Source organism: Brevibacillus sp. SKDU10, assembly GCF_001645205.1.
Lineage (GTDB): Bacteria > Bacillota > Bacilli > Brevibacillales > Brevibacillaceae > Brevibacillus_B > Brevibacillus_B halotolerans.
Genome location: NZ_LSSO01000146.1, coordinates 70,432 through 91,022 on the forward strand (window position 1 = coordinate 70,432; position 20,591 = coordinate 91,022).

Annotated in this window: 20 protein-coding genes; 6 read left to right on the forward strand and 14 right to left on the reverse strand. The window is 40.1% G+C overall.

Translation table 11 applies throughout. From position 1 onward, the window contains the following. The first annotated feature begins 51 nt into the window (after positions 1 to 51). Entirely contained in the window at positions 52 to 1,428 is a 1,377-nt protein-coding gene (locus AYJ08_RS10220; protein ID WP_064017656.1) for an MFS transporter, read from the forward strand. 95 nt (positions 1,429 to 1,523) lie between these two features. On the opposite strand, the gene AYJ08_RS10225 is transcribed toward AYJ08_RS10220, so the two are convergent. The 11 genes from AYJ08_RS10225 to AYJ08_RS10275 all read right to left on the reverse strand — a co-directional run bounded on the left by AYJ08_RS10225 (position 1,524) and on the right by AYJ08_RS10275 (position 10,929). Further along, positions 1,524 to 2,489 (reverse strand): YpdA family putative bacillithiol disulfide reductase, encoded by a 966-nt coding sequence (locus AYJ08_RS10225; RefSeq protein WP_064017633.1) that lies wholly within the window; start codon positions 2,487 to 2,489, stop codon positions 1,524 to 1,526. A gap of 169 nt (positions 2,490 to 2,658) precedes the next feature. Then, positions 2,659 to 3,432, reverse strand: a complete 774-nt coding sequence (locus tag AYJ08_RS10230; RefSeq protein ID WP_064017634.1) for a LolA family protein — start codon at positions 3,430 to 3,432, stop codon at positions 2,659 to 2,661. Positions 3,433 to 3,782: 350 nt separating this feature from the next. After that, positions 3,783 to 4,952, reverse strand: a complete 1,170-nt coding sequence (locus AYJ08_RS10235) for an FAD-dependent monooxygenase (protein WP_064017635.1) — start codon at positions 4,950 to 4,952, stop codon at positions 3,783 to 3,785. Between the two features lie 325 nt (positions 4,953 to 5,277). Beyond that, a complete protein-coding gene (locus tag AYJ08_RS10240; RefSeq protein WP_031415458.1) occupies positions 5,278 to 5,667 on the reverse strand; it encodes a VOC family protein in 390 nt (129 codons plus the stop codon). Positions 5,668 to 6,122: 455 nt separating this feature from the next. Further along, entirely contained in the window at positions 6,123 to 6,317 is a 195-nt protein-coding gene (locus tag AYJ08_RS10245) for a hypothetical protein (protein WP_064017636.1), read from the reverse strand. 44 nt (positions 6,318 to 6,361) lie between these two features. Beyond that, a complete protein-coding gene (locus tag AYJ08_RS10250) occupies positions 6,362 to 6,595 on the reverse strand; it encodes a hypothetical protein (RefSeq protein ID WP_064017637.1) in 234 nt (77 codons plus the stop codon). Positions 6,596 to 7,007: 412 nt separating this feature from the next. Next, positions 7,008 to 7,187 (reverse strand): hypothetical protein, encoded by a 180-nt coding sequence (locus AYJ08_RS10255; protein ID WP_099421465.1) that lies wholly within the window; start codon positions 7,185 to 7,187, stop codon positions 7,008 to 7,010. Between the two features lie 126 nt (positions 7,188 to 7,313). Further along, complete coding sequence (gene deoD / locus AYJ08_RS10260) at positions 7,314 to 8,024, reverse strand: purine-nucleoside phosphorylase (RefSeq protein ID WP_064017638.1); 711 nt, start codon at positions 8,022 to 8,024, stop codon at positions 7,314 to 7,316. 109 nt (positions 8,025 to 8,133) lie between these two features. Then, positions 8,134 to 9,069 (reverse strand): S66 peptidase family protein, encoded by a 936-nt coding sequence (locus AYJ08_RS10265; protein ID WP_064017639.1) that lies wholly within the window; start codon positions 9,067 to 9,069, stop codon positions 8,134 to 8,136. 126 nt (positions 9,070 to 9,195) lie between these two features. After that, on the reverse strand, positions 9,196 to 10,263 hold the full coding sequence (locus AYJ08_RS10270) for an ATP-binding protein (RefSeq protein ID WP_064017640.1): 1,068 nt from the start codon (positions 10,261 to 10,263) through the stop codon (positions 9,196 to 9,198). Positions 10,264 to 10,524: 261 nt separating this feature from the next. After that, the gene (locus AYJ08_RS10275; protein ID WP_031415467.1) at positions 10,525 to 10,929 is read right to left on the reverse strand and encodes a DUF2203 domain-containing protein; all 405 of its coding nucleotides are present in this window, start codon (positions 10,927 to 10,929) and stop codon (positions 10,525 to 10,527) included. A gap of 191 nt (positions 10,930 to 11,120) precedes the next feature. Here AYJ08_RS10275 and AYJ08_RS10280 point away from each other — a divergent pair, with 191 nt between their 5' ends. Further along, positions 11,121 to 11,825: a SprT-like domain-containing protein gene (locus tag AYJ08_RS10280; RefSeq protein ID WP_064017641.1), complete on the forward strand. Its 705-nt coding sequence runs from the start codon at positions 11,121 to 11,123 to the stop codon at positions 11,823 to 11,825. A 17-nt stretch (positions 11,826 to 11,842) separates the two neighbouring features. Next, positions 11,843 to 12,151, forward strand: a complete 309-nt coding sequence (locus tag AYJ08_RS10285) for a hypothetical protein (RefSeq protein WP_064017642.1) — start codon at positions 11,843 to 11,845, stop codon at positions 12,149 to 12,151. 135 nt (positions 12,152 to 12,286) lie between these two features. Here the strand turns inward: AYJ08_RS10285 and AYJ08_RS10290 are convergent, their stop codons facing one another. Continuing rightward, positions 12,287 to 13,984, reverse strand: coding sequence for a M3 family oligoendopeptidase (locus AYJ08_RS10290; RefSeq protein WP_064017643.1), 1,698 nt, complete (start codon positions 13,982 to 13,984; stop codon positions 12,287 to 12,289). Positions 13,985 to 14,314: 330 nt separating this feature from the next. Here AYJ08_RS10290 and AYJ08_RS10295 point away from each other — a divergent pair, with 330 nt between their 5' ends. Both AYJ08_RS10295 and AYJ08_RS10300 read left to right on the forward strand, forming a co-directional pair. Further along, the gene (locus AYJ08_RS10295; protein WP_082890919.1) at positions 14,315 to 15,313 is read left to right on the forward strand and encodes a BMP family ABC transporter substrate-binding protein; all 999 of its coding nucleotides are present in this window, start codon (positions 14,315 to 14,317) and stop codon (positions 15,311 to 15,313) included. Between the two features lie 22 nt (positions 15,314 to 15,335). Beyond that, positions 15,336 to 17,192 carry an ATP-binding protein gene (locus AYJ08_RS10300; RefSeq protein ID WP_064017645.1) on the forward strand — a complete coding sequence of 619 codons (1,857 nt, stop codon included), beginning with the start codon at positions 15,336 to 15,338 and terminating at the stop codon, positions 17,190 to 17,192. Between the two features lie 85 nt (positions 17,193 to 17,277). Here AYJ08_RS10300 and AYJ08_RS10305 read toward each other — a convergent pair whose 3' ends face one another. Together AYJ08_RS10305 and AYJ08_RS10310 are read right to left on the reverse strand one after the other, a co-directional pair. Further along, positions 17,278 to 18,720, reverse strand: a complete 1,443-nt coding sequence (locus tag AYJ08_RS10305) for a nicotinate phosphoribosyltransferase (RefSeq protein ID WP_064017646.1) — start codon at positions 18,718 to 18,720, stop codon at positions 17,278 to 17,280. 14 nt (positions 18,721 to 18,734) lie between these two features. Beyond that, on the reverse strand, positions 18,735 to 19,283 hold the full coding sequence (locus AYJ08_RS10310; protein ID WP_031415477.1) for a cysteine hydrolase family protein: 549 nt from the start codon (positions 19,281 to 19,283) through the stop codon (positions 18,735 to 18,737). Between the two features lie 265 nt (positions 19,284 to 19,548). Here AYJ08_RS10310 and AYJ08_RS10315 point away from each other — a divergent pair, with 265 nt between their 5' ends. Continuing rightward, a complete protein-coding gene (locus AYJ08_RS10315; RefSeq protein WP_064017647.1) occupies positions 19,549 to 20,538 on the forward strand; it encodes a phosphotransferase in 990 nt (329 codons plus the stop codon). The last annotated feature ends 53 nt before the right edge of the window (positions 20,539 to 20,591 follow it).

The window sequence follows — 20,591 nt, forward strand, 5'->3', positions numbered from 1 at the left end:
TTTGTGAAAAAAGATGGAAGAGAAAATGGAAGAGAAATAAGAAGCAACGCAATGGCTGACTTAGAAGCTGATCGACCAAGCCACTCTTTTCAGAACGTAAAAAAAATACTCCTGTGGCTTAGCTTTCTTGCTTTTTTTAGCGTTTTTAATGAGACAGTGTTTAATGTATCGCTCCCTGATATTGCCCAGCAATATGGTCTCCAGCCCGCTTATGTAAACTGGATCAATACAAGCTTCATGATCGCTTTTGCTATCGGATCTGCCGTGTATGGCAAAATATCTGATACCTATGGAGTTAAGAAATTACTTGTGATTGGCCTTTTGATTTACAGTGGAGGTTCACTCTTTGGTATACTTGCACAAGCTTACTTTCCTGCTGTTCTTGTTGCTCGTGCTATTCAAGGAGCTGGGGCATCTGCGGTACCAGCTATCTTCATGGTGATTGCGGCGAAGCATATCAATGCAGAAAGCCGGGGCAGGGCTTTTGGTATGATCGGTTCTATGGTTGCCTTTGGTGAGGGAATTGGGCCTGCTATCGGTGGAATCATTTCACATCATTTCCACTGGTCCCTCCTGTTTGTTCTACCGATTATCACACTGATCTCTCTCCCGTTCTTCATACGAGTGCTACCAAACGAGCCTGCTCGCAAGGGAAAAGTCGACATATTTGGAGCAGCATTGCTTTCCATTGGGATTGTATTGTTTACCTTATATTCAACGGGAGATAACTGGTTCTATTTACTATTCAGCCTTGTCGTGCTGTTGATATTTTCTCTGTATATCCGTCGTGCAAAACAACCTTTTATTGAACCTGCTCTGTTTAAAAATCGAATGTTTGTAATGGGTGTTTTGGCAGGAAGCATCTTATTAGGAACGGTTGCTGGCTTCATTTCAATGGTTCCCTATATGATGAGGGAGGTCTATCATTTGTCCACAGGAATGATCGGCGGCGGCATCCTGTTTCCCGGTACGCTCAGCGTCATTTTCTTCGGTATTATGGGCGGAAGTCTCGTGGACAAAAGGGGATATACGTTTGTCATGTACCTTGGAGCCTTTTTGATTGTGCTAAGCTTCCTCGTTATTTCATTGTTCGTAGAGAAATCACCATGGATAACATCCATTATGCTGATCATGACTTTTGGAGGCCTCTCATTTGTTAAAACCGTGATCTCCTCCAGCGTTGCAGACACACTCGCATCTGAGGAAGCGGGGGCGGGAATGGGAATGCTTAACCTTTCGTGCTTTTTATCAGAAGGAATTGGGGTAGCGATTGTGGGTGGTCTGTTATCGAAGCACGTACTTGATTTTCCTACACTTCCTACTCTGTCTGTTCCTCCTGCTTTTTTATATAGCAATGTATCGCTTGTTTTAATAGGTGCTATTATGCTTGGAGTAGCAATATACACATGGACTTGCAAACGAAAGTAACGATTCTAGCATGATGAGCCGATATCCTACCAAAGGATATCGGCTCATTTGCTATTACAACAGCTAGCGGAAGATTAATAAGGTTCCTTCATCCATTATGTAGTCAAGCCCTTAGCAAGCACTTCGCCATGGAACCTGCCGTTTTCAATAAAAATTTCATTGGCGTGCGCAGAAGAGACAATCACTCCTGCAACAAATACACCGGGAACATTCGTCTCCATAGTAGTTGGATTAAATATCGGCGCTCCGGTTTCTTGGTCCAGCTCTACTCCCAAGCTTTGTAGTAGCTGACGGTCAGGTCGATAACCAATTAGGCTAAAGACAAAATCATTAGGAATCTCCGTAATCCCCTCAGGATTTTTTATGATCACCATTCTATCCGCAATCTCTTGGATTTCAGAAGAATAGTACACCTTGATACGACCTTTTTCACACAAGCTTTCAAAAACAGGACGAGTCCATGCTTTCACACGAGAAGAAAGCTTCTCGCCACGACAGATCACTGTGACGTGAGCCCCCGCCCGCTCCAAATCCATCGCTGCATCCACCGCAGAGTTATTACCGCCTACAATAGCCACTTGCAGTCCTGCATAAGGATGTGCCTCCGTATAAAACGAGCTTACTTTTGGCAGTTCTTCTCCTGGAATACCTAGACGGTTAGGATTATCAAAATAACCCGTAGCAATCACAACTCGCTTTGTTTCATATCTCTTAGCAGAACCAAAACGATCCGTGCTAGACACAACGAAATGCTTGTCAACTTTTTCGATCCTTCCCACCTCTTCAAAGGTCTGTACGCGAATATCATACCTCTTAGCAACCATCCGATAGTAATGAAGGGCCTCTAAGCGGGTTGGTTTCTCATTCGGAGTAGTGAAGGGAACCTGCCCAATTTCCAATAACTCTGGGGTACTATGAAATATCATATAGGTAGGATACCGATAGATAGAATGTACCAAGCTTCCTTTATCCAGCACGAGCGGATCAATTCCGCATTTTTTTAATGCTACAGCCGCTGACAAACCGCATGGGCCAGCTCCAATAATGACGATTTCCTCCATAGATGAACTCTCCTTCCAGTTAAATCCATGCATCTCTTTTTTCGTGTTTCTTTTATTATAAGTCATGTAAACGAAGGAATGTGCTTTGCAAGTGTATTTCTGGAAATGAAAAACCCTCAAGCACCGCCTTACACTAGGAGATACTCAAGGGTTTCTTGAAATCTATGGGTTATTTTTGCGGGGCAAATTGCATATCCTTATACACCTTTACGTCAGATGGTAAAGTAAGTGTAAATAATTCCTTGGTAAACGCAGGATAAAAATCTAATTTGGTTACTTCAGTGATCCCTTGTAAGCCAAAAACTGTTGTGATTGACTTCATAGCAACACCTGTATCTTTGTCCATCCACAACTCTACTTGAAGATCATCCTTCTGAGTAGGGATTGCCGTGATATGATAGGTTGCACGATTGTTAATGGTTTCTTCGCCCAGAAATTGCAGCTTGTGGTTATTTTTTAATTCACGAAGATAAAAAACATCGTTATTTACCACTTTTTGATCAGGTGCAGCCGTAATTTCACTAGCAGATTTCGTCCCTTCACGATAACTAAGTGAGGATGTACCATTGAATACATTATAAGTGACAACCCCTGTATGATCTTTCTCCTCAATCCGATATCCTCTGTCTAGCGGACTGTACCATTCCTTCGCTGTGGAAGTAACGACCTTTCCTTGCTGCTCACGTTTCACAGTTATTTCTTTATAAAGTGGAACCATTTCCATTTTTTTCAATAACTCTTCATATACCTGATCCATTGTCAGTTTACTATTTTTCACCTCTGGTAAGGTTTCACTACCTGCTCTTGTCTGCCCAATCACTTTACCCGTTGCATCGTAAGCATTGGTCTTCACATATTTATCATATACACCTTCTTGTGCATACGCCCCTGTTGCTACAAGTGTTGCTCCTGCTAAAACCACTGCGATCATTTTCTTTTTCATGTGAAAAATCCTCCCCTATTATAAAAACAAAAAATCATAATGTTATTTTTGTTAATTTATAATCAAAACAATGCTAGATTGCTACTCTATTAGCTCTTCAGCTTGTATGTAGCCATTTATTTTTGGTTGTTTCATAAGCTTTGACGGAGAGATTTGAGAAATGTTACATCACTCTAAAACTTTTTTATTCCCTTTTTGCAAGCAGAAAAATCCTACAGAAATGATGCCTTCTGTAGGTCTGCTCCTCTGATCTCTATTCAGCCCGTCCCGATCGGACTGATAAAAATGTTTCCATTCTTCAGGATTTGCAGGTTGTAAGAATCGGGACCTCAGCTCTATATCAACCCTATTTACAACGTATTTGCGGTATTCTGCGGCTTTACGATGAAGAGATTTTTTAACACAGCATTCATAAGGAAAGTGGGGAAATATTTAAGAAGTGCTTTCTTAAAGTAGACCATTATCTGATTGTCCGATGAAGAGAAGTGAGCTGCTTTGATCGATTTTTTCTGCGTTTTCTGAACCGCTTGTTTTAGATAGGATTCATAATTTTGAAATGCTTCATGATGTGTAGAGCAATTCATTAATTCCTCAACTAAATGATAGGCGCCTAGCATTGATTTTCCACCGCCGGTTCCCGACATAAATGTCATAGCATGGGCGGCATCTCCAACTAACACGATTCGTCCCTCGCTCCATTTTGATAGCTTGATGAGAGTCATTGTGTCCTGAAAGATGGTAGAGGGATGATCAATTTGTTCAATAATATCCCGAACGCCCCACGTAATGTCTTTGCATAACGCTAGCAAAAATTCCTTGTTGTTTACATCTTTCAGTTGTTCGCGATGTTTTTGCTTGTAGATAAACATTCCCCATGCATAGTCCGCATCCATGCCGCATTGGACATAATAACCTGGCATTAATGACTCTAGTGTTTGGTTAATATCCAAGTTTTTGATTAAGAGCTCAGGCTTAGGGATAGTAAATACGGAAAATCCGACATCCAACTGTTCTTCAAATTGATTGCCCATCACTAAATTCCTCGTTTGTGAATGGATGCCATCCGCCCCAAATACGTAATCAAAGGATTCTTCCTTTCCATCCTGAAAACAAACCTGAACGCTTTCTTCGTTTTGTGTGAGAGACTGGATTGTCGTATTAAATCTAACATCAATTTGGTTTTTAATAGCGTCATAGAGGATGTTATGCAGAGAAAAACGATGTATCCCAATTGAGCCACCTTGTTGTATATGAAACTTTCTGAAGTCGATATTTCGCAGTTCACTTCCATCTGCCTGAACAAAACGCCGTGTCTCTATTACAACCCCACATTTTTTCACCTGTTCTAGTAAGCCTAGTTTACTTAAAACAAAAAGGGCATCACCGCGTAAACTAATGACCGAGCCGATAGATCGGAACGAACTGGCTTTTTCAATCACAACAGGTTGATAGCCATAAGATAAAAGACAATTAGCCAATGTTAACCCAGCAATCCCACTTCCTGAAATTAAAATTTTCAAGGGTAATTCACCTCCTCTATACATTATTGAAAATCATTATCACTTATTCTTGTCACATATAAAGATTTATGGCGAGAAATCGTATGTAGCTAAAAAATTCAGCATCAGATCATGTTTTATAGAAAAAAGCCTGTTAAAACATTTATTTCTAACAGGCTTTCCCAATTTTACTAATCATACGAATTATGCAGGCACCCGCTACTTTCAGCAGGGAATGCCAACTATAAAACAGTGAACATCTTGTTGATCCTCGCTGGTAGTGGTTGAATGCTTCGTTGTTACTGTTGGGGGATGTTGAAATCAAGGTGTCTTTAACTAAAATCTCTTACTCCGCCGCATTCATGAATACAATTCTCCATCCATCAGGATCTTCTATCGTAGTCCCTTTTTCTTTCCAATAAGGATTCTCTGGCTCAACCGGGTAATAGCCCATTGACTGTAATCTAGTGGTAATTTTCTGAATTTCATTTATATCGGGCATGTAAAATACCAGCAGATTGTCTTTGGTTGGAGCTGGGCAAGGACTTCCGTTTACATGCCTGGTAAATTCTAAATGATAGTCTGCATCAGGTAAGCCAAACATGATTCCATCATAGCCTTCATGGTTTTCAAAGCTCCCAATCCGTTTTAGCCCTAGACCTGTTTCATAAAAGCTGATAACCTCTTCATATTTATCCGTTGGTCTTGCTATTCTTACTTGGACCCAGTTCTTCATTCTAATTCCCTCCCTCATGTATTTACCCTTTCATTTGTTACTAAGAAGAGCAGATTATACGCGATCCTCCTTTTCATTTGGTAAATTTATAATTTTTTGAAAAAAATCCCAATAGACGACTTACAGACATTGTAAATAAAAATATTTATAAAGTCAATACATATTATACTTTTCAGATATTTTTGTTTACAAACATCCAAAACAATACCTTTCCAAGCATGTTGTGGCTCACTTTTGTGTTTTGAAATGATAGACAAGGTAATTTGAAATCAGGCCTCGATAAATTGGTTCGATAAAATTTTTCCGATCTAAAAAACACCCGCCAGCTACGCGAGTGTTTCCAGCTTTATATTGCCCTGCATCTTTATACTGCCAAGATAAAAACAGCTTCTATACGATGGCACCAATCGCTCTCTGATACGGGAGGCATGTGATGTTGAAAGTGTTTTCAAGAGCTAGGGAATGGTTACGTAAGAGATATTTAACATAGGTACTTCTACATCCACGTACTTGCTATAATCAGGACCATTTAGTATCCTGACCGTTACCGCAGCATTCGTCACCTCTCGCAGGATGCCATAAATAATCCGCTGTAGTACATGAATCTGTACCTCAAAGCCTATATATTCTTCTAGTTCTTTTCTAAACATGGCTGTACCCCTCTCTTACAAGAGAATATTTTTCATTGTTTTCGCTAGTCCGCTACTCGAACCGCTAACACTGCTGAATAGGGTACCAGCACAATATGATTGCTTGCATCAATCCCTTTCACAAAATCGCTTCCTACTTCTACTACAAAAATAACAATTTCACCTGCTGTCGTTGTAATATTCGTATCTACATTGAGGAATCTGTTGCATGCATTTCTCAAAGGAGGAATATAAGGATTGCCACCAAAAAATCTCCAAAAAAATCGACAAAGTCCCATTTTATAACTCCTCCCTATAACAAAATAATACTGTCAATAAAAATTTTACAAATGTTTTCCATATACTAGTAATATATTTAAAGGTCATTTCTTTGGAACCGTACAAGCATACAATCCTTGAGCCTTTTTCCTGCACAAAAAAAGACCCACCATTTCTAGGTCCCTATAAAATCCCAAAGCCCTGTAAAGCAGCTTAAACGGATCATGGCTATTTTATTTCTAGTATTTTTACCAAAGACTGATCCACTGTCGATTCTAGCCCAAAGCCAACACAGTAATCATGTGTATTTCTCCTGCTGAACATGTGCAATCCTTCAAGACTCGTCCCATACTTTCTTCGGATTCGCTCCATAAAAGTAGAAAGCCCTATCTCTTTGGAAGATAAGGCTTCATTTTGTGGAATTTGAATAAGTTAACTACAGCCTTTTTGAATGTTAGTTAAACGCCGGTCGATGGTTACCAGTTGACTCCGAATCTTCGACAAACGGTTTTCAGTACTATCCAATCGTTGATGAATGCCCAAAAGCCTGTGACGAATACGTTCCAATTGTTTCTCTGCACGCTCGGTTTGCTCTAATAATTGAGCTATCAACAATGACCATCTCCCTATGAACTAAACTCCACAATTTGTTTGTAACCGTTTTAATGAAGTTTGAAACCTTTTTACATAAAAAAATTGTCCCGCCCAATTCATAGGCAGGACAAGTAGAAGCATTAATTACGCTTCTGCAATAATAGCTTCCAATGCAACTTCAATCATTTGGTTAAAGGTGGTTTGACGCTCCATAGCTGTTGTTTCTTCACCTGTCAAAATATGATCACTCACTGTGAGGACAGACAATGCGCGAGCACCAAATTTAGCTGCGATTGTGTACAGAGCAGTTGTTTCCATTTCAACCGCTAGGACGCCGTATTCAGCCAAATTTGGCAAACGAGTTGTATCATCATTGTAGAACGAATCACTTGTAAATACGTTACCAACCCTAGTCGGCATGTTGCGTTCGGTAGCTACGTCATACGCTTTCTTCAACAAATCAAAGTTAGCTGTTGGGGCATAATCGATATTGTTAAAACGTACTTTGTTAACGGCAGAGTCAGAAGAGGAAGACATCGCAATGATAATATCTCTAACCTTTACGTCTTTTTGGATCGCACCGCATGTGCCTACGCGAACCAAATTTTTCACGCCATAAGAGTTAATTAATTCATGAACATAGATAGAAATAGATGGTACACCCATTCCAGTTCCCATAACAGACACGCGTTTTCCTTTATAAGTACCTGTAAATCCTAGCATACCGCGAACATTATTAAAGCACTCTGGGTTTTCCAAGAATGTTTCAGCAATGTATTTGGCACGCAACGGGTCACCTGGTAATAAGATAGATTCTGCAATTTGGCCTTCTTTAGCTTCGATATGTACACTCATGTTCGTGTCCCTCCAGTTATGTAAGAGATAGTTGGACGGGCATCAAAAGAGACGCCTTTCGTATTATACCCTATCCTTCTTACATATCATAGCTAAATTATCACAATCCTCATTCTATCGTTAAACTTTCCTCCACACAAAGTATTCCTTCATGAGCGATAACAGTACCTCTCACACCTAATGGCAGCGGGAGGTTAGTAGGATCGTGACCGATTTGCATATTAGCTAGCGTAGGTTTCTGAAAGGGAACAATGATTCTTTCAAAAACTTCCTCCACCGTAAAGCTTTCTTTCCCCTCTTTTGTGGCACAAGCCTCCCAGGAGCCTAAGATAATTGCGCTCGCATCGGAAAATTTACCCGCTAAAGCTAACTGAGTTAACATGCGATCCACTTGATATGGCTCTTCATCTATATCTTCTAAAAATAATATTTTATCCGTCGTATCAAGCTCGTATGCTGTTCCTAGCGTCGTACAAATTAAGCTAAGATTCCCGCCAACTATAGTACCAGAAGCCGTACCAGGCACAAGACAACGAGAAGCTATACCAGGTGGATTTACGATTTCGCCCAACGGCTCTGCACAAAAGAATATCCGTTCTAAGTACTCTTTGGAAAGGGGGTCAAAGCCATTAACCGGTTCTACTGCTGCCATGGGACCATGCAGAGTAGCTAAGCACGCCTCTTGCATAAATGCCGTATGCAACGCTGTAATATCACTATAGCCAATAAATAGCTTCGGATTCTCTGCTATAATCGAGTAATCCAATAAGTCTAAAAGCTGTGGTGTACCATAGCCTCCTCGAAGACACCAAATCGCCCTCACCTCAGGATCGCTAAACATCGCTTCCAACTCACAGGCCCTATTTTCTGGTGTATCACTTAAATAGCCACCAAAGGAACGATAGCTACTAGGCCCTACCTTAACACGCAACCCCATAGCTTCTACCTCGCATATCGCCTTCTCTACCCGATTCCCCTCAACTGGACTTGCGGGCGCTATTAATCCAACGCAATCTCCAACTCGTAATGTACGTCCTTTATTCATGTACGATTCCCCCTAGATGTCTGATGGAATTGTTATTGTTCAAACTCATTTTCTATACGTATGAGCCGTATCAGGCCTTTTATCCCCGTTTCCTACCGAAAAATAACTGTGTCTTCAAAAAGATTTTTATAAAGGCTGAATGGGGAGGGCAACAGTGACAATCGTCCCTTCATTTTCCTGACTATGAATCATGATTCTCCCCTGGTGCTGTTTCACTACTTGATAACACATAGTAAGTCCTAGTCCTGTTCCTTTTTCCTTCGTCGAATAAAAGGGTTCTCCTAACCGATGCAAGCGTTCTTCTTCAATCCCGATACCTTCATCCACAATTGCTATGCATACCTCTAGCTCGTTTACATACACTGTCAGAAAAATATCTCCCCCACCAGGCATTGACTCGGCTGCATTCATGAACAAGTGCAGTAAAACTCGCTTCATTAAATCTCGATCGCAGCTTACCATGGGTATTTCTCCATAGAAATGAAAATCAATGTCGATATCTAGGAACAAGGATTGATTTTCTTCATAAAATAGCTCTATTGCTTCCTCTACAAGACTTGGAAGATATAGAAAGTCACGTTGTATTGGTTCAGGTAAAGACAACTGCATAAATCCATCAACAATCTGCTCGATTCGTTCGAATTCTCCTCCCATGATTTGCAGATATTTCTGTATCCTCTCATCTCTGTTTTCCATTTGCTTCTCCATTAATTTAAGAAAACCCTTTAAAGAGGTTAAGGGATTACGTAATTCATGAGCAATGGCAGCTGAGAGCTGACCTACTACCCATAGCTTCTCAGATTTACACAGCTTCTCTTCCACAAGCTTGCGTTCTGTAATATTGCGTACAATCCCAACTACAAATTGAGTTGAGTTTGCATGCTGAATGGGATGTAGGGCAATTTCGTACGTAGAGGTACCAAGCGGAGCGTTCAGTCTTTCTTCATATTCGACTGTAGATTGCTGTTGTACGGCTTCTAAACATTTATCCACAGAAAAAAGCATTGCTTCTTCTTTGAAAGAGGCTTGTATTGGCTTTCCAACAACTTCATCATATTCATATCCAGTAGCTTCTAAAAATGCTTCATTTACTTGTAACACAACGAATTGCTGATCTGCCGTTACCTTTATCAAGAAGATAATGTCTTTTACTTGATTCATCAGAAATGAAAACGTGGCCAACTCAGTTTGCATTGTTTTCCCTCTCCAGCTTTACGATCCTTTATTGTCTACTAAAAAACATCCTCCTCTTACATTCGCCCCTGTATATCCATTTTCTTGCAATCAGCTTTCTCTAAACTGCAAAAACGGATTGCTAGTCTTGTGTCTATGAAAAGAACAGTAATCTAAAGCTAAATAAAAGAAAGGGACAAGCATTTTTCCTCCGCTCATCCCTCGTTCGTTCGTATTATAATAATGCTTCTGACCATAGGCGAAAAAGAAGATGTGTAGAAGCTACGAGATTTTTCTTCTACCGAGAAAGCCTTCTTCCATCCCATGATAGTGGTTAACACTCCCCTCTCCCAGCTTCCAACAGAGGTATACCTCTACTCCATCTAGAATGGCCGGAAAATCCACTAACCCAAGCTCTATCTCTTTCACCTTCATGCCATGTCTTTCGATCGCTTCAGCATGCATGGTATATTCCATATGCAAAAACTCTATCTGACATTCTAATTCAAAAACCTCATGATCGGCAAAGTCATTAATCCCAATATGGTCAACATGACTTTTGACAATTTGCAAGCGGTGATATTTCTCAGAAATTTCGCGCTTTTGATCTCGTAAAAAGAGGAGTTCTTTTTCTAGAAACGGGATATATTGATTCGCTTCATCTAGACTAAAGTATTTCTTGCTCATACAGACTTTCTCCCTTCTACGTAATAATTTTACTTATAAATAACAACAGACTTATCACATTATTCATTTTTCTTCTAAACATTTTACATGAAAACGTCTTCTAATGTAATCCAAACAACTGTAAATACCTGGTCTCTATATGCAACTATTTTTTCTTGCCATCTTTGTTTTTCTCTCGCTACAATAGAGATATGAATAGTAAACAAAAACCAACTGCCCTCATGTTAAAATATTTATACGCCCACCTTTTTGTTGTGGACCCAAAACGTGAATTGGAGCTGGAGAAGCTCTCCTATCAGGACGTATATGATTTTATTCAGCAAATAAAACGTTTCACAAAAGAAAAACAACAAACGTTATCACTCTCTAGCAGCTTTCAAGAGCGAGCTATTTGGAGAATTGATACTTCTTCCTCCACGGAATTGTATCAAATTGGCAATCAATTAAGCCTTCATTATTTTGGCCGCCCTTGTAAGATTCCTATTGAATGGGATAAATCAGTAAAGGATGCTGCAGGAAGGTTTATATTTGAGCGAACCTATCAAAAGCCTATTAAAATCGTACAAAGCCTGTGGCAATACAATCAATTTGGCGCCCAGCATGTCATCGCCACTCTCAAGCATGAGCTGGCTCATTACCATCTGTGCTTGCAAAATAAGCCCTTTGCAGATGGAACACCAGAGTTCGTAGCCGAATGTAAACGTATAGGAGCTCCCTTATTTGCGGTTAAAATGCTGGAAGGATATCAGACATACTGCTCTGAGTGCGGCAGAAAGGCAGATATTTTAAAAAAATTGCGTAAAAAAGATAAAAGCCCTTGCTGTAAAGCGGCACTCGTATGCAAAGAGTATGTCATTCGTTTGCCTGATGGACGTCTTGTAGAAGTAGAAGTGTAATGTAAAGGAGAAATAAAATGAGCCGTAAAGAAATTGAGGAACAGATTATCCGACAATATCAGCATGATGAACATATGATGATTCTAGTCTTTGCACAATGGTGCATCAATCATGGACTTGATCCACATGAGCTATATCAGAGAGCGTATCCCAAGCAAGGTCAAAATCCATTGCTTAACCAAGTCATGGAGTTGACCGTTCCCAAGGAAGAAGCCGGCACGATTGAAAATGATACACTGCTTGCTATGCTATCCATGTACGAAAATGATGATCTTGCTTTCGTGGTGAGTGAGGAGATAGAAAGATTAGCAGCACCTAAAAGCTAAGAACAGATTGATTACTTACAAGCAAAGCTTATTGCTATGAGGCTAAAAACCTGAATGTGTGAAATGCGGATGATCGGGCGTACGTATTAGCTTGTCGCGTACACCCGATCTTTCTATTTATTCCCCGCTATATTCTTACATTTTTTCATAATCAGCTTGTTCTAACCAATCTACAATGTCCTTAACCACTGAATCTAGACAGCCTGCTGTAAATGGGGAGCGCAGCTCTGCCAACTCGACGATCTCCGTAAAGCTTTTGGTGCCTCCTACTTCGCAAATACGCAAGTAGTTTTTCCATGCTTGTTCTCGATCCTTATTTGCTAATTGCCAAAACTGGAAGGCACAGATTTGAGCAAGACCATAATCAATATAATAAAACGGATACTTGAAAATATGGCGCTGCTGATGCCAGTAGTTTCCGCGCTCTAGATAATCATTTTCTTCAAAGTTGTAGTAAGGTCGGTACTCCCGTTCTAGCTGCCTCCATGCTTGTTTACGATCCTCGGGGCTTGCTGTGTGGTTTTCGTAAACATAATGCTGGTATTCATCCACCATGCAAATATAGAGAATGGAGGAAAGACTATCATGTACATGCTCATATTTAAATTTCTCGGCATCCTCTTTAAAAAAGAGAGACATCCATGGCCAGGTTAAAAATTCCATGCTCATGGAGTGAATCTCTGCTGATTCACTAGTTGGAAAGATGCATTCTGGCATGGGGATGTGCCTACTGGAATAAGCTTGGAAGGCATGGCCTACCTCATGCGTTAGTACAACAACATCATGGGAAGTTCCATTAAAGTTGGCAAAAATAAATGGAACTTGTTGCTCCTGAAAATAGTCACAGTAGCCGCCTGTTGCCTTGCCTTTTCTGCTATACACATCAAGCAAGCCTCTATCTACCATCATTTTGAAAAACTCGTTCGTCTCAGGAGATAGCTCCTTATACATTCTTTTCCCGTTTTCTAAGATCCATTCCGGCTCCCCCTTTGGGACTGGATTTCCAGAAGGAAACAACAAAGGATCATCATAATAAGTTAAAGTCGAGACTCCAATGTGTTGTCGCTGACGCTCTTTAAGGCGGTTCACGGCTGGTACAATCTGCTTTTTCACTTGTTCACGGAATACGCCAACCATCTCTTGGTTATAGTCAATTCGTTGCATACGAGCATAGCCTAGCTCCACGAAGGAAGGGAAGCCCAGCTTATGTGCGATAGTTGTTCTGATTTTAACAAGCTTGTCAAATATGTGGTCTAGCTCTGCTTCATGATCTTGCATATATTGATATTTTGCATCAATGGCTTTTTTACGAATATCCCGATCGATTGATTGCTGATACGGGCCTAATTCGGGTAAGGATAGTTCCTTGCCATCAAATCCAACCTTAGCACTGGCTATCAATTTTACATATTCGCTACAATATTTATTCTCCTCCTGCAAATCATAAAGAACATCTGGAGAGAAGGTGCTCATTTGCTTTTCTGCCAATGTAAAATAAACCTTCCCCCACTTTTGCTCATGCTTCTCTCTGTGGCGGGAATGTAAAATTGCGCGATAGTATTCATTCTTCCACTCATCAAAGTAAGGAACCTGCTCATCGTAAAATTCTTGTTCTTTCTTATAAAAATCATCTTCCGTGTTTATGCAAAAACGATTGCTAGCGATGCTCCATGCGGTTAGGAATTTTCGCTGTAAGGCAAGTATAGTTGTTATAGCTGCTTCTTCTTGTTCATAAGTGCTTATTTCTGTAAAATTATTCAATTGTTCAGTAAATTCTTCCTTCAATTGGGACATATCAATTCGTTCATACGGAAAATCCTTACATTGTAACATGCTGTATTATCTCCCCCTTATTTAATTTGGATTCGGTTTTTAAAGAAAAACTCCTGCTTTTTGGCTCGGATCATTTAAAATTCACTGTCATTACAAAATTTCATTTCAATATGTCTATTTTCCTGCTATATTTGTATCATTTAGCCTATCACTCGTTTTTTATTACAATTTATACTTTCAGAGGATAAAATTTACTTATTTCAAAAAAACATCTTTTATGTTATTAATATGTATGATTAAACCAAGCAGGAAATTGTTATTATTTGTCGAATCTTGCAAATGAGAACTAATGTTCAAATATGGTATATGTCACCTATGGGAGGAAATGAAGTGACCGAACAATCCAAGGGTTTCGTCTACATTATTGGAGCTTTGGTAATCTGGTTACTTTTGCTCCTAACCTTTCAGTTTCTATTAAATATGAAACAAATCCAAGGGTTCACACGAAAAAATGTAGCCGAACATCAAATTGCTTTACTTTTAGAGGGTCCTACTTTCGATCAAGCTTGGAATAGCGCAGCCCTACAGACTATGTATAAGCTACAGGACAAGTATCATTTTGATCTAGAGATCGTTCAGGAAGTGGATAGACATAAAATTAAGGAAGTCGCATCCAATCTGGCAGAGTCAGGATATGATTTAATCATGGGTCACGGAATCGTTTTCTCTGAACCCTTTACAGAGGTAGCTGCCATGTATCCAAATACAAGGTTTGTCACTCTTAATGGTACGGCCAGTCATCCAAATCAAACAGTCATTCAATTTGATATGGAACCAGCCGGTTATCTTATTGGCAAGCTGGCTACCCTGATGTCCAAAACGAAGACTGTAGGCTTTATCGTTGCAGACATGCCTAATGATAGGCCTCTTGCGAAGGGATTAGAGCGTGGAGTGAAAGAAACAGACCCTTCCGTAAAAGCTTTGATCAGGTTTATTCCAGATTACAATGATACAAAGGCCGCAGTCAAAGCCGCTCGGAATTTAATGACTGAGCATAAAGCTGATGTGATCTACTCTGCAGGTGATAGTATTAATTTACAAGTAATAAATGAGGTGCAAAAACAGAATGTCCTTGCTATCGGATATATTAGTGACCAGCGTTTCTTAGCTCCGAATCATGTAATTTCAAGCCTCGTGCAAGACGTAGAGCAAGTGTATACGACCTTAATTGAACAATATCTTCAAAAAAGACTTGAAAGTGGTACTGTATTGTATGGGCTTAATGAGAATGTAAATTGCTTGGGTCCTTATGGAAAGATGGTTCCTCTTTCCGTCCAAGTAGAAATGAATCGTACCATAGAAAATCTAAAACGAGCCAATGCCCATTGATCATGGCTTAGGAGGGATATTCATGTCCCCTTTTCGCAACATGGGATTTCAGATGAAAATGATGTTAAGTTACTTTGTGATGATGCTTCTCATTGGCTCCGTTGCAATTCTGAATAGTTATCAGATCACCAAGGTAACCTCTGAGGAATCTCATTTAACGCAAAAGGTTGTTCCACAAACCAATGCTTTATTAGAACTAAAAAATCAATTGTATACGAAAATGTTTGCCTTACAAATGTATGTATCAACACGTGAACCGAACTATCTGGAAAAATATTATACCGTTTTTGAAATGCGAGATACGTTTACCATGTTGAAACGAAATGAGGAAAACAAGGAATTTTTCCAAATCATCGACCTTATTCATGAATTAGATCTTATTTTTCTAAATAAAGTTGATCCATTACTGAAAGCCAACAACGTAGACGCTGTTACCTTCGTCTTAACAACAGAAGTAGACCCTAAAATCGCTTACTTAGAGAAGTTCGTCAGTCTATCCTTACGAACGATTGAAACGAAAACATCAGAAGAAGTGCTAAACAGCAGCAAACGTCTAAAATTTTCACTCATTATTACATATACCATTTCGGTGGCCTCTATTTTGTTCGGCTTATTTTGTACCCTCTACTTCCGAAGGGAACTAATGCGCCCGATTCGCTCCCTCCTAAGACAGGTGCGGGAGGTTTCGAATGGAACTTTTGGTCAGCAAATTACTTACAGTGTACGCGATGAATTTTATGAACTAGCACAAGAATGTAACAAGATGTCACGCAATATTTCTCTCCTCTTTCAACAAGGAGAACGCCAAAATCAAATTTTGGCCCAAGAGAAGCATGTTCGAGAGCAAATTCTTGATTCCTTGCCTGTAGGGATCATTACCCGCCATTTTGTTACTGGTGAAGTTTATATTAACCGCAAGGCCTTAGAATTAGTACAGCTAGATGAAGAATCATATCCGCGTACAGTGACTCCGCAAGTCTGGGTATCAAAAGATGATCCAAGCATAGATTGTGATTCCGTTTGGTTTGAGAATAAAAAGATGGAGCTATTACATAAAAATAACTCTCCTTTCCTTGGCCTTGTTTCCTACGTACCTTTACGTGATAATGATCAAGGAAATATGGGGTGGATGGTTGTTTTATCCGACATTACCGAACAAGAACAGGTACAACAATATATTAACCAATCCGAAAAATTAGCCTTGGTCGGACAATTAGCTGCTGGTGCCGCTCATGAAATTCGAAACCCTCTAACAGTAATCTATGGATTTATTCAATTGCTGCAACAAAAGCTAACAAAAGAAGAACGTAAAAAATATCACCTATCACTTGTCCTGCAAGAGATAGAGCGTGTGAACAAAATTGTTACGGAAATGTTACTCTTGTCAAAACCCTCAACACCTATAAATCGTGAAATTCCTGCCTTAGAGCTATTGAACTCTATTTTTACCTTAACGAAGGGGGAAGCTCTTCTGCATGGAATTGAAATGAAATTTATTTGTCCTCCAACCATTTCGCTTTATGTTGATCAGGAGCAAATGAAGCAAGTCTTGTTAAATTTAATGAAAAATAGCATGGAGGCAATGCCACAGGGAGGACAACTAAAAGTTGTTTGCACGGAAACATCATCAGGGGTACGCATTCGCATTATTGATACCGGAAATGGTATCCCTGAAGAATATCTATCTCGTGTGATGGACCCTTTCTTCTCTGTAAAAGAAGGCGGGACTGGTTTAGGCCTGCCTATTACAATGCGCCTTGTGAGCAATCATGGTGGTGAAATGCAAATAGAAAGTAAATTAGGTAAAGGTACTACGATTACCATTGATCTTCCCCACCAACCTAAAAAGGCTGACGAACCAGACCATAATGAGCAGTAAGAAAATCACACCAACAGTTAACATCATGCACTTCAACAAATGAAGAGGGCGCTCGGTTAATCGAACGCCCTCTTATCTATCTACTTTATTTTTGTTTATGCTGCGAAATGAGATCCATTTTGGTGTCCCATACTAATTGACTTAAATCAACTGGGTACCTCTCCGGATTTAATTTACGCAGATATTCATCCCAGAACAGTTGATACTGTTGTTTATGATATTCTTTAGTCTCTTCAAGAGTAGGAGACTGATACACTAAGACTCCATCTTCATAGATCGTTTGCAACAATTCAATTGCCTCGTAGTTCTCCACGAATTTATGAAGATAAACGTGAACTGGATCAAATAGCATAATACGCGGCAAGCCATGGACCTGTTCTTCTGCCATTGCGATATAATCTCCTTCAGCCTTACCCGTATCCTTGTTAATTACTCGATATACACGTTTGTTTCCTGGAGTCGTAATTTTTTCTGGATTTCCTGAGATTTTGATCGTCGGGATGTAGTGGTCTCCTTCTTTCTTAGCTACCACCTTATATACTCCACCTAATGCAGGATTATCCTCCGCTGTGATGAGCTTGGTTCCCACACCCCAGGTATCAATCTGAGCTCCTTGCATTTTTAAATTGAATATCACATTCTCATCTAAATCATTGGATGCTATAATCGCTACCTCCGGAAAACCTGCATCGTCTAGCATCTTGCGGGCTTTTCTCGACAAATAAGCAATATCCCCACTATCTAGCCGAATGCCTTTTAATTGCTTTCCTTCCTTGCGTAGCTTTTCTCCCACCTTTATGGCGTTAGGTACTCCGCTTTTTAACGTATCATATGTATCAACAAGCAAAACCACATTTTCCGGAAGAGCCTTTGCAAATTTCTCAAACGCTTCCTCCTCTGTAGCATGGTCCTGCACCCACGAATGGGCGTGCGTACCCTTTGTAGGAATTTTAAACAACATACCAGCCCGCATGTTTGATGTGGCGTCAAAACCCGCCAAATAGGCCGCGCGTGCCCCCCATACGGCGGCGTCTGCTTCTTGTGCTCGTCTTGTTCCAAACTCCAGCAAAGTTTCATTTGGAGCGATTAAACGAATACGTGCCGCTTTTGTCGCGATTAAAATCTGGTAGTTGATAAAGTTTAGAATGGCGGTTTCAATTAATTGTGCTTCAAAGACACGAGCTTCTACTTGTATCAATGGCTCATTTGGGAAAATGATAGTTCCCTCAGCCATACAACGAAGCTGACCTGTAAAACGCAATTTTGCCAGCTCCTCTAAGAAAGCAGGCTCATAATTTTCTTCCTGTTCAGCCAAATACTCCAGCTCTTGTTTCGTAAAGTGCAGATTGTCAATATATTCAATAACCCGTTGTAATCCGGCAAACACAGCAAAGCCATTTCCAAAAGGAAGTTTTCGGAAATAAGCCTCAAAAACACGAATTTGATTGTGTGTACCATTTTTCCAATGAGCATACATCATGTTGATCTGATATTTGTCCGTATGTAACGTCAAATTCTCATAGTTCACAGCTGGCAGCTCCTTTATTTTGACACGACGGTAGCGCCCATCGCATTCTTGAAGTGTTGCAAGGCCCATTGGTGCCCTGTAGCCGAAAAGCTTTGCACGGCATCCTCATGAATGACCACTTGATATCCACGGTTATAGGCATCAACTGCCGTATGGAGTACACAAATATCCGTGCATACACCAGTCAAATGCACTTCCGTAATGCCTTTTGCTCGCAGGCGAATATCCAAGTCTGTTCCTGCAAAAGAACTGTATCTTGTTTTATCCATCCAGATAATACGTTCTTTATTTTGTTCGTAAATCGTTTGAATCTCTCCATAAAGATCGCGTCCATGTGTTCCACGAATATTATGAGGAGGATATAATTTTGTCTCCGGATGGTCAGGATCATTCTCCTCATGAAGATCAACAGCCATGATAATCTCATCCCCGTTTTGCAGAAATTCTTCGATTAACGAACGTATGCGATTCTCAATAGCTTGTCCAGGCGCCCCACACGTTAATGCTCCCTCATCCGCCACAAAGTCAACCGTATAATCAATAACAACTAGTGCACGATTCATCAGCCACATCTCCTTCCCGAAGGCGGCTCTTCATGTAAATGTGTGCCGCTTTGCATTTATATGCATCATTGTATGATGAGGACATACCGTTGTCAAACCAAGAAAATAGCCTGTTTTCCTTCAGACAATCACACCCCGGCTCCTAGTACCTGACACCATAATTTTTGATGTTTGGTTATGTAGATTCATGTAGGTACAGGTACACAACTTTTCATATGTGTCATAGACTGAAAAGATAATAAACATAGAGGATGTGGGCATTCTCATGAACAAGCTACTTGCAAATCAAGTTAAAAAGCATTTTGGCTTGACAATACGTTCAAGTAAAAATTTAAGTAGAATTTCAGCTGTGCATGTAAGTAAAATCATAACCGACCAAGGCATCTATCTTCTGAAAGGAAAGAAAGAGCAGGAGAGCCGTATGCGTTACATCCGTGCAGCTCAACAGCATCTGCATGAAAAAAATATTTTGATCCCCCGTGAATATCTAACAGTAAACGGACGGCCATATTTCACATTTGAAAACAAACGATACATTTTACAGGAGTGGATTAAAGGAAAAAGTCCCACTGTTTCCTCTCTGGAAAACATTGTAAAGCTGGGTAAACTTATCGGTCGGTTTCATCACCGTTCCTTAGGATTTTCTCCCCCGGCTGGCTGTAGAGCCATGGGGGCCTTAGACTGGGAAAATGAGTATCAAGCGGATAAAAGACGTATCGATCAGTGGTATAAGAAGCATCTACATTCTGATTCTCCTAAAATCAAGTGGATTATACGTTATTGCAAACGGTTTAGCACGCGTGCCGAATGGGCCTATCAAAAGCTACTTGCTAATCCTTTTTATCATGAATGGAAATCGTACCCAGATGAACAGCATTATCTATGTCATGGCGATTATCATCCTCGAAACACCATGTTTCAGAAGAGCACTCCTTATCTCATCGACTGGGAAGATATCCGACACGATTTTGTTTCCAAGGATATTTCCCGTATGCACTTTATGATCATGCGCAAGCATAAAACCTTTTGTCCCTCACGCTTTGAATCTTTTTTACAGGCGTATCAACAGCAAAATCCTCTACAGTCTCATGAATTAGGGCTTCTTTATATTGACCTTTCGTTTCCCCACATGTTTGAACGTTTTCTGCGAAAAAGCCTGTATAAGAAAATGAATACAAAAGAAGTGGCTTCATTTGTGAAGAATGAATGGAAAAAAACACTTTACATGTGCCGAAAAGCCAAGCTCTATTGCTGAGCTTGGCTCTCTCTGTTACCCTTTTTAATTCACCTCGATAGTAGAATTTCTTT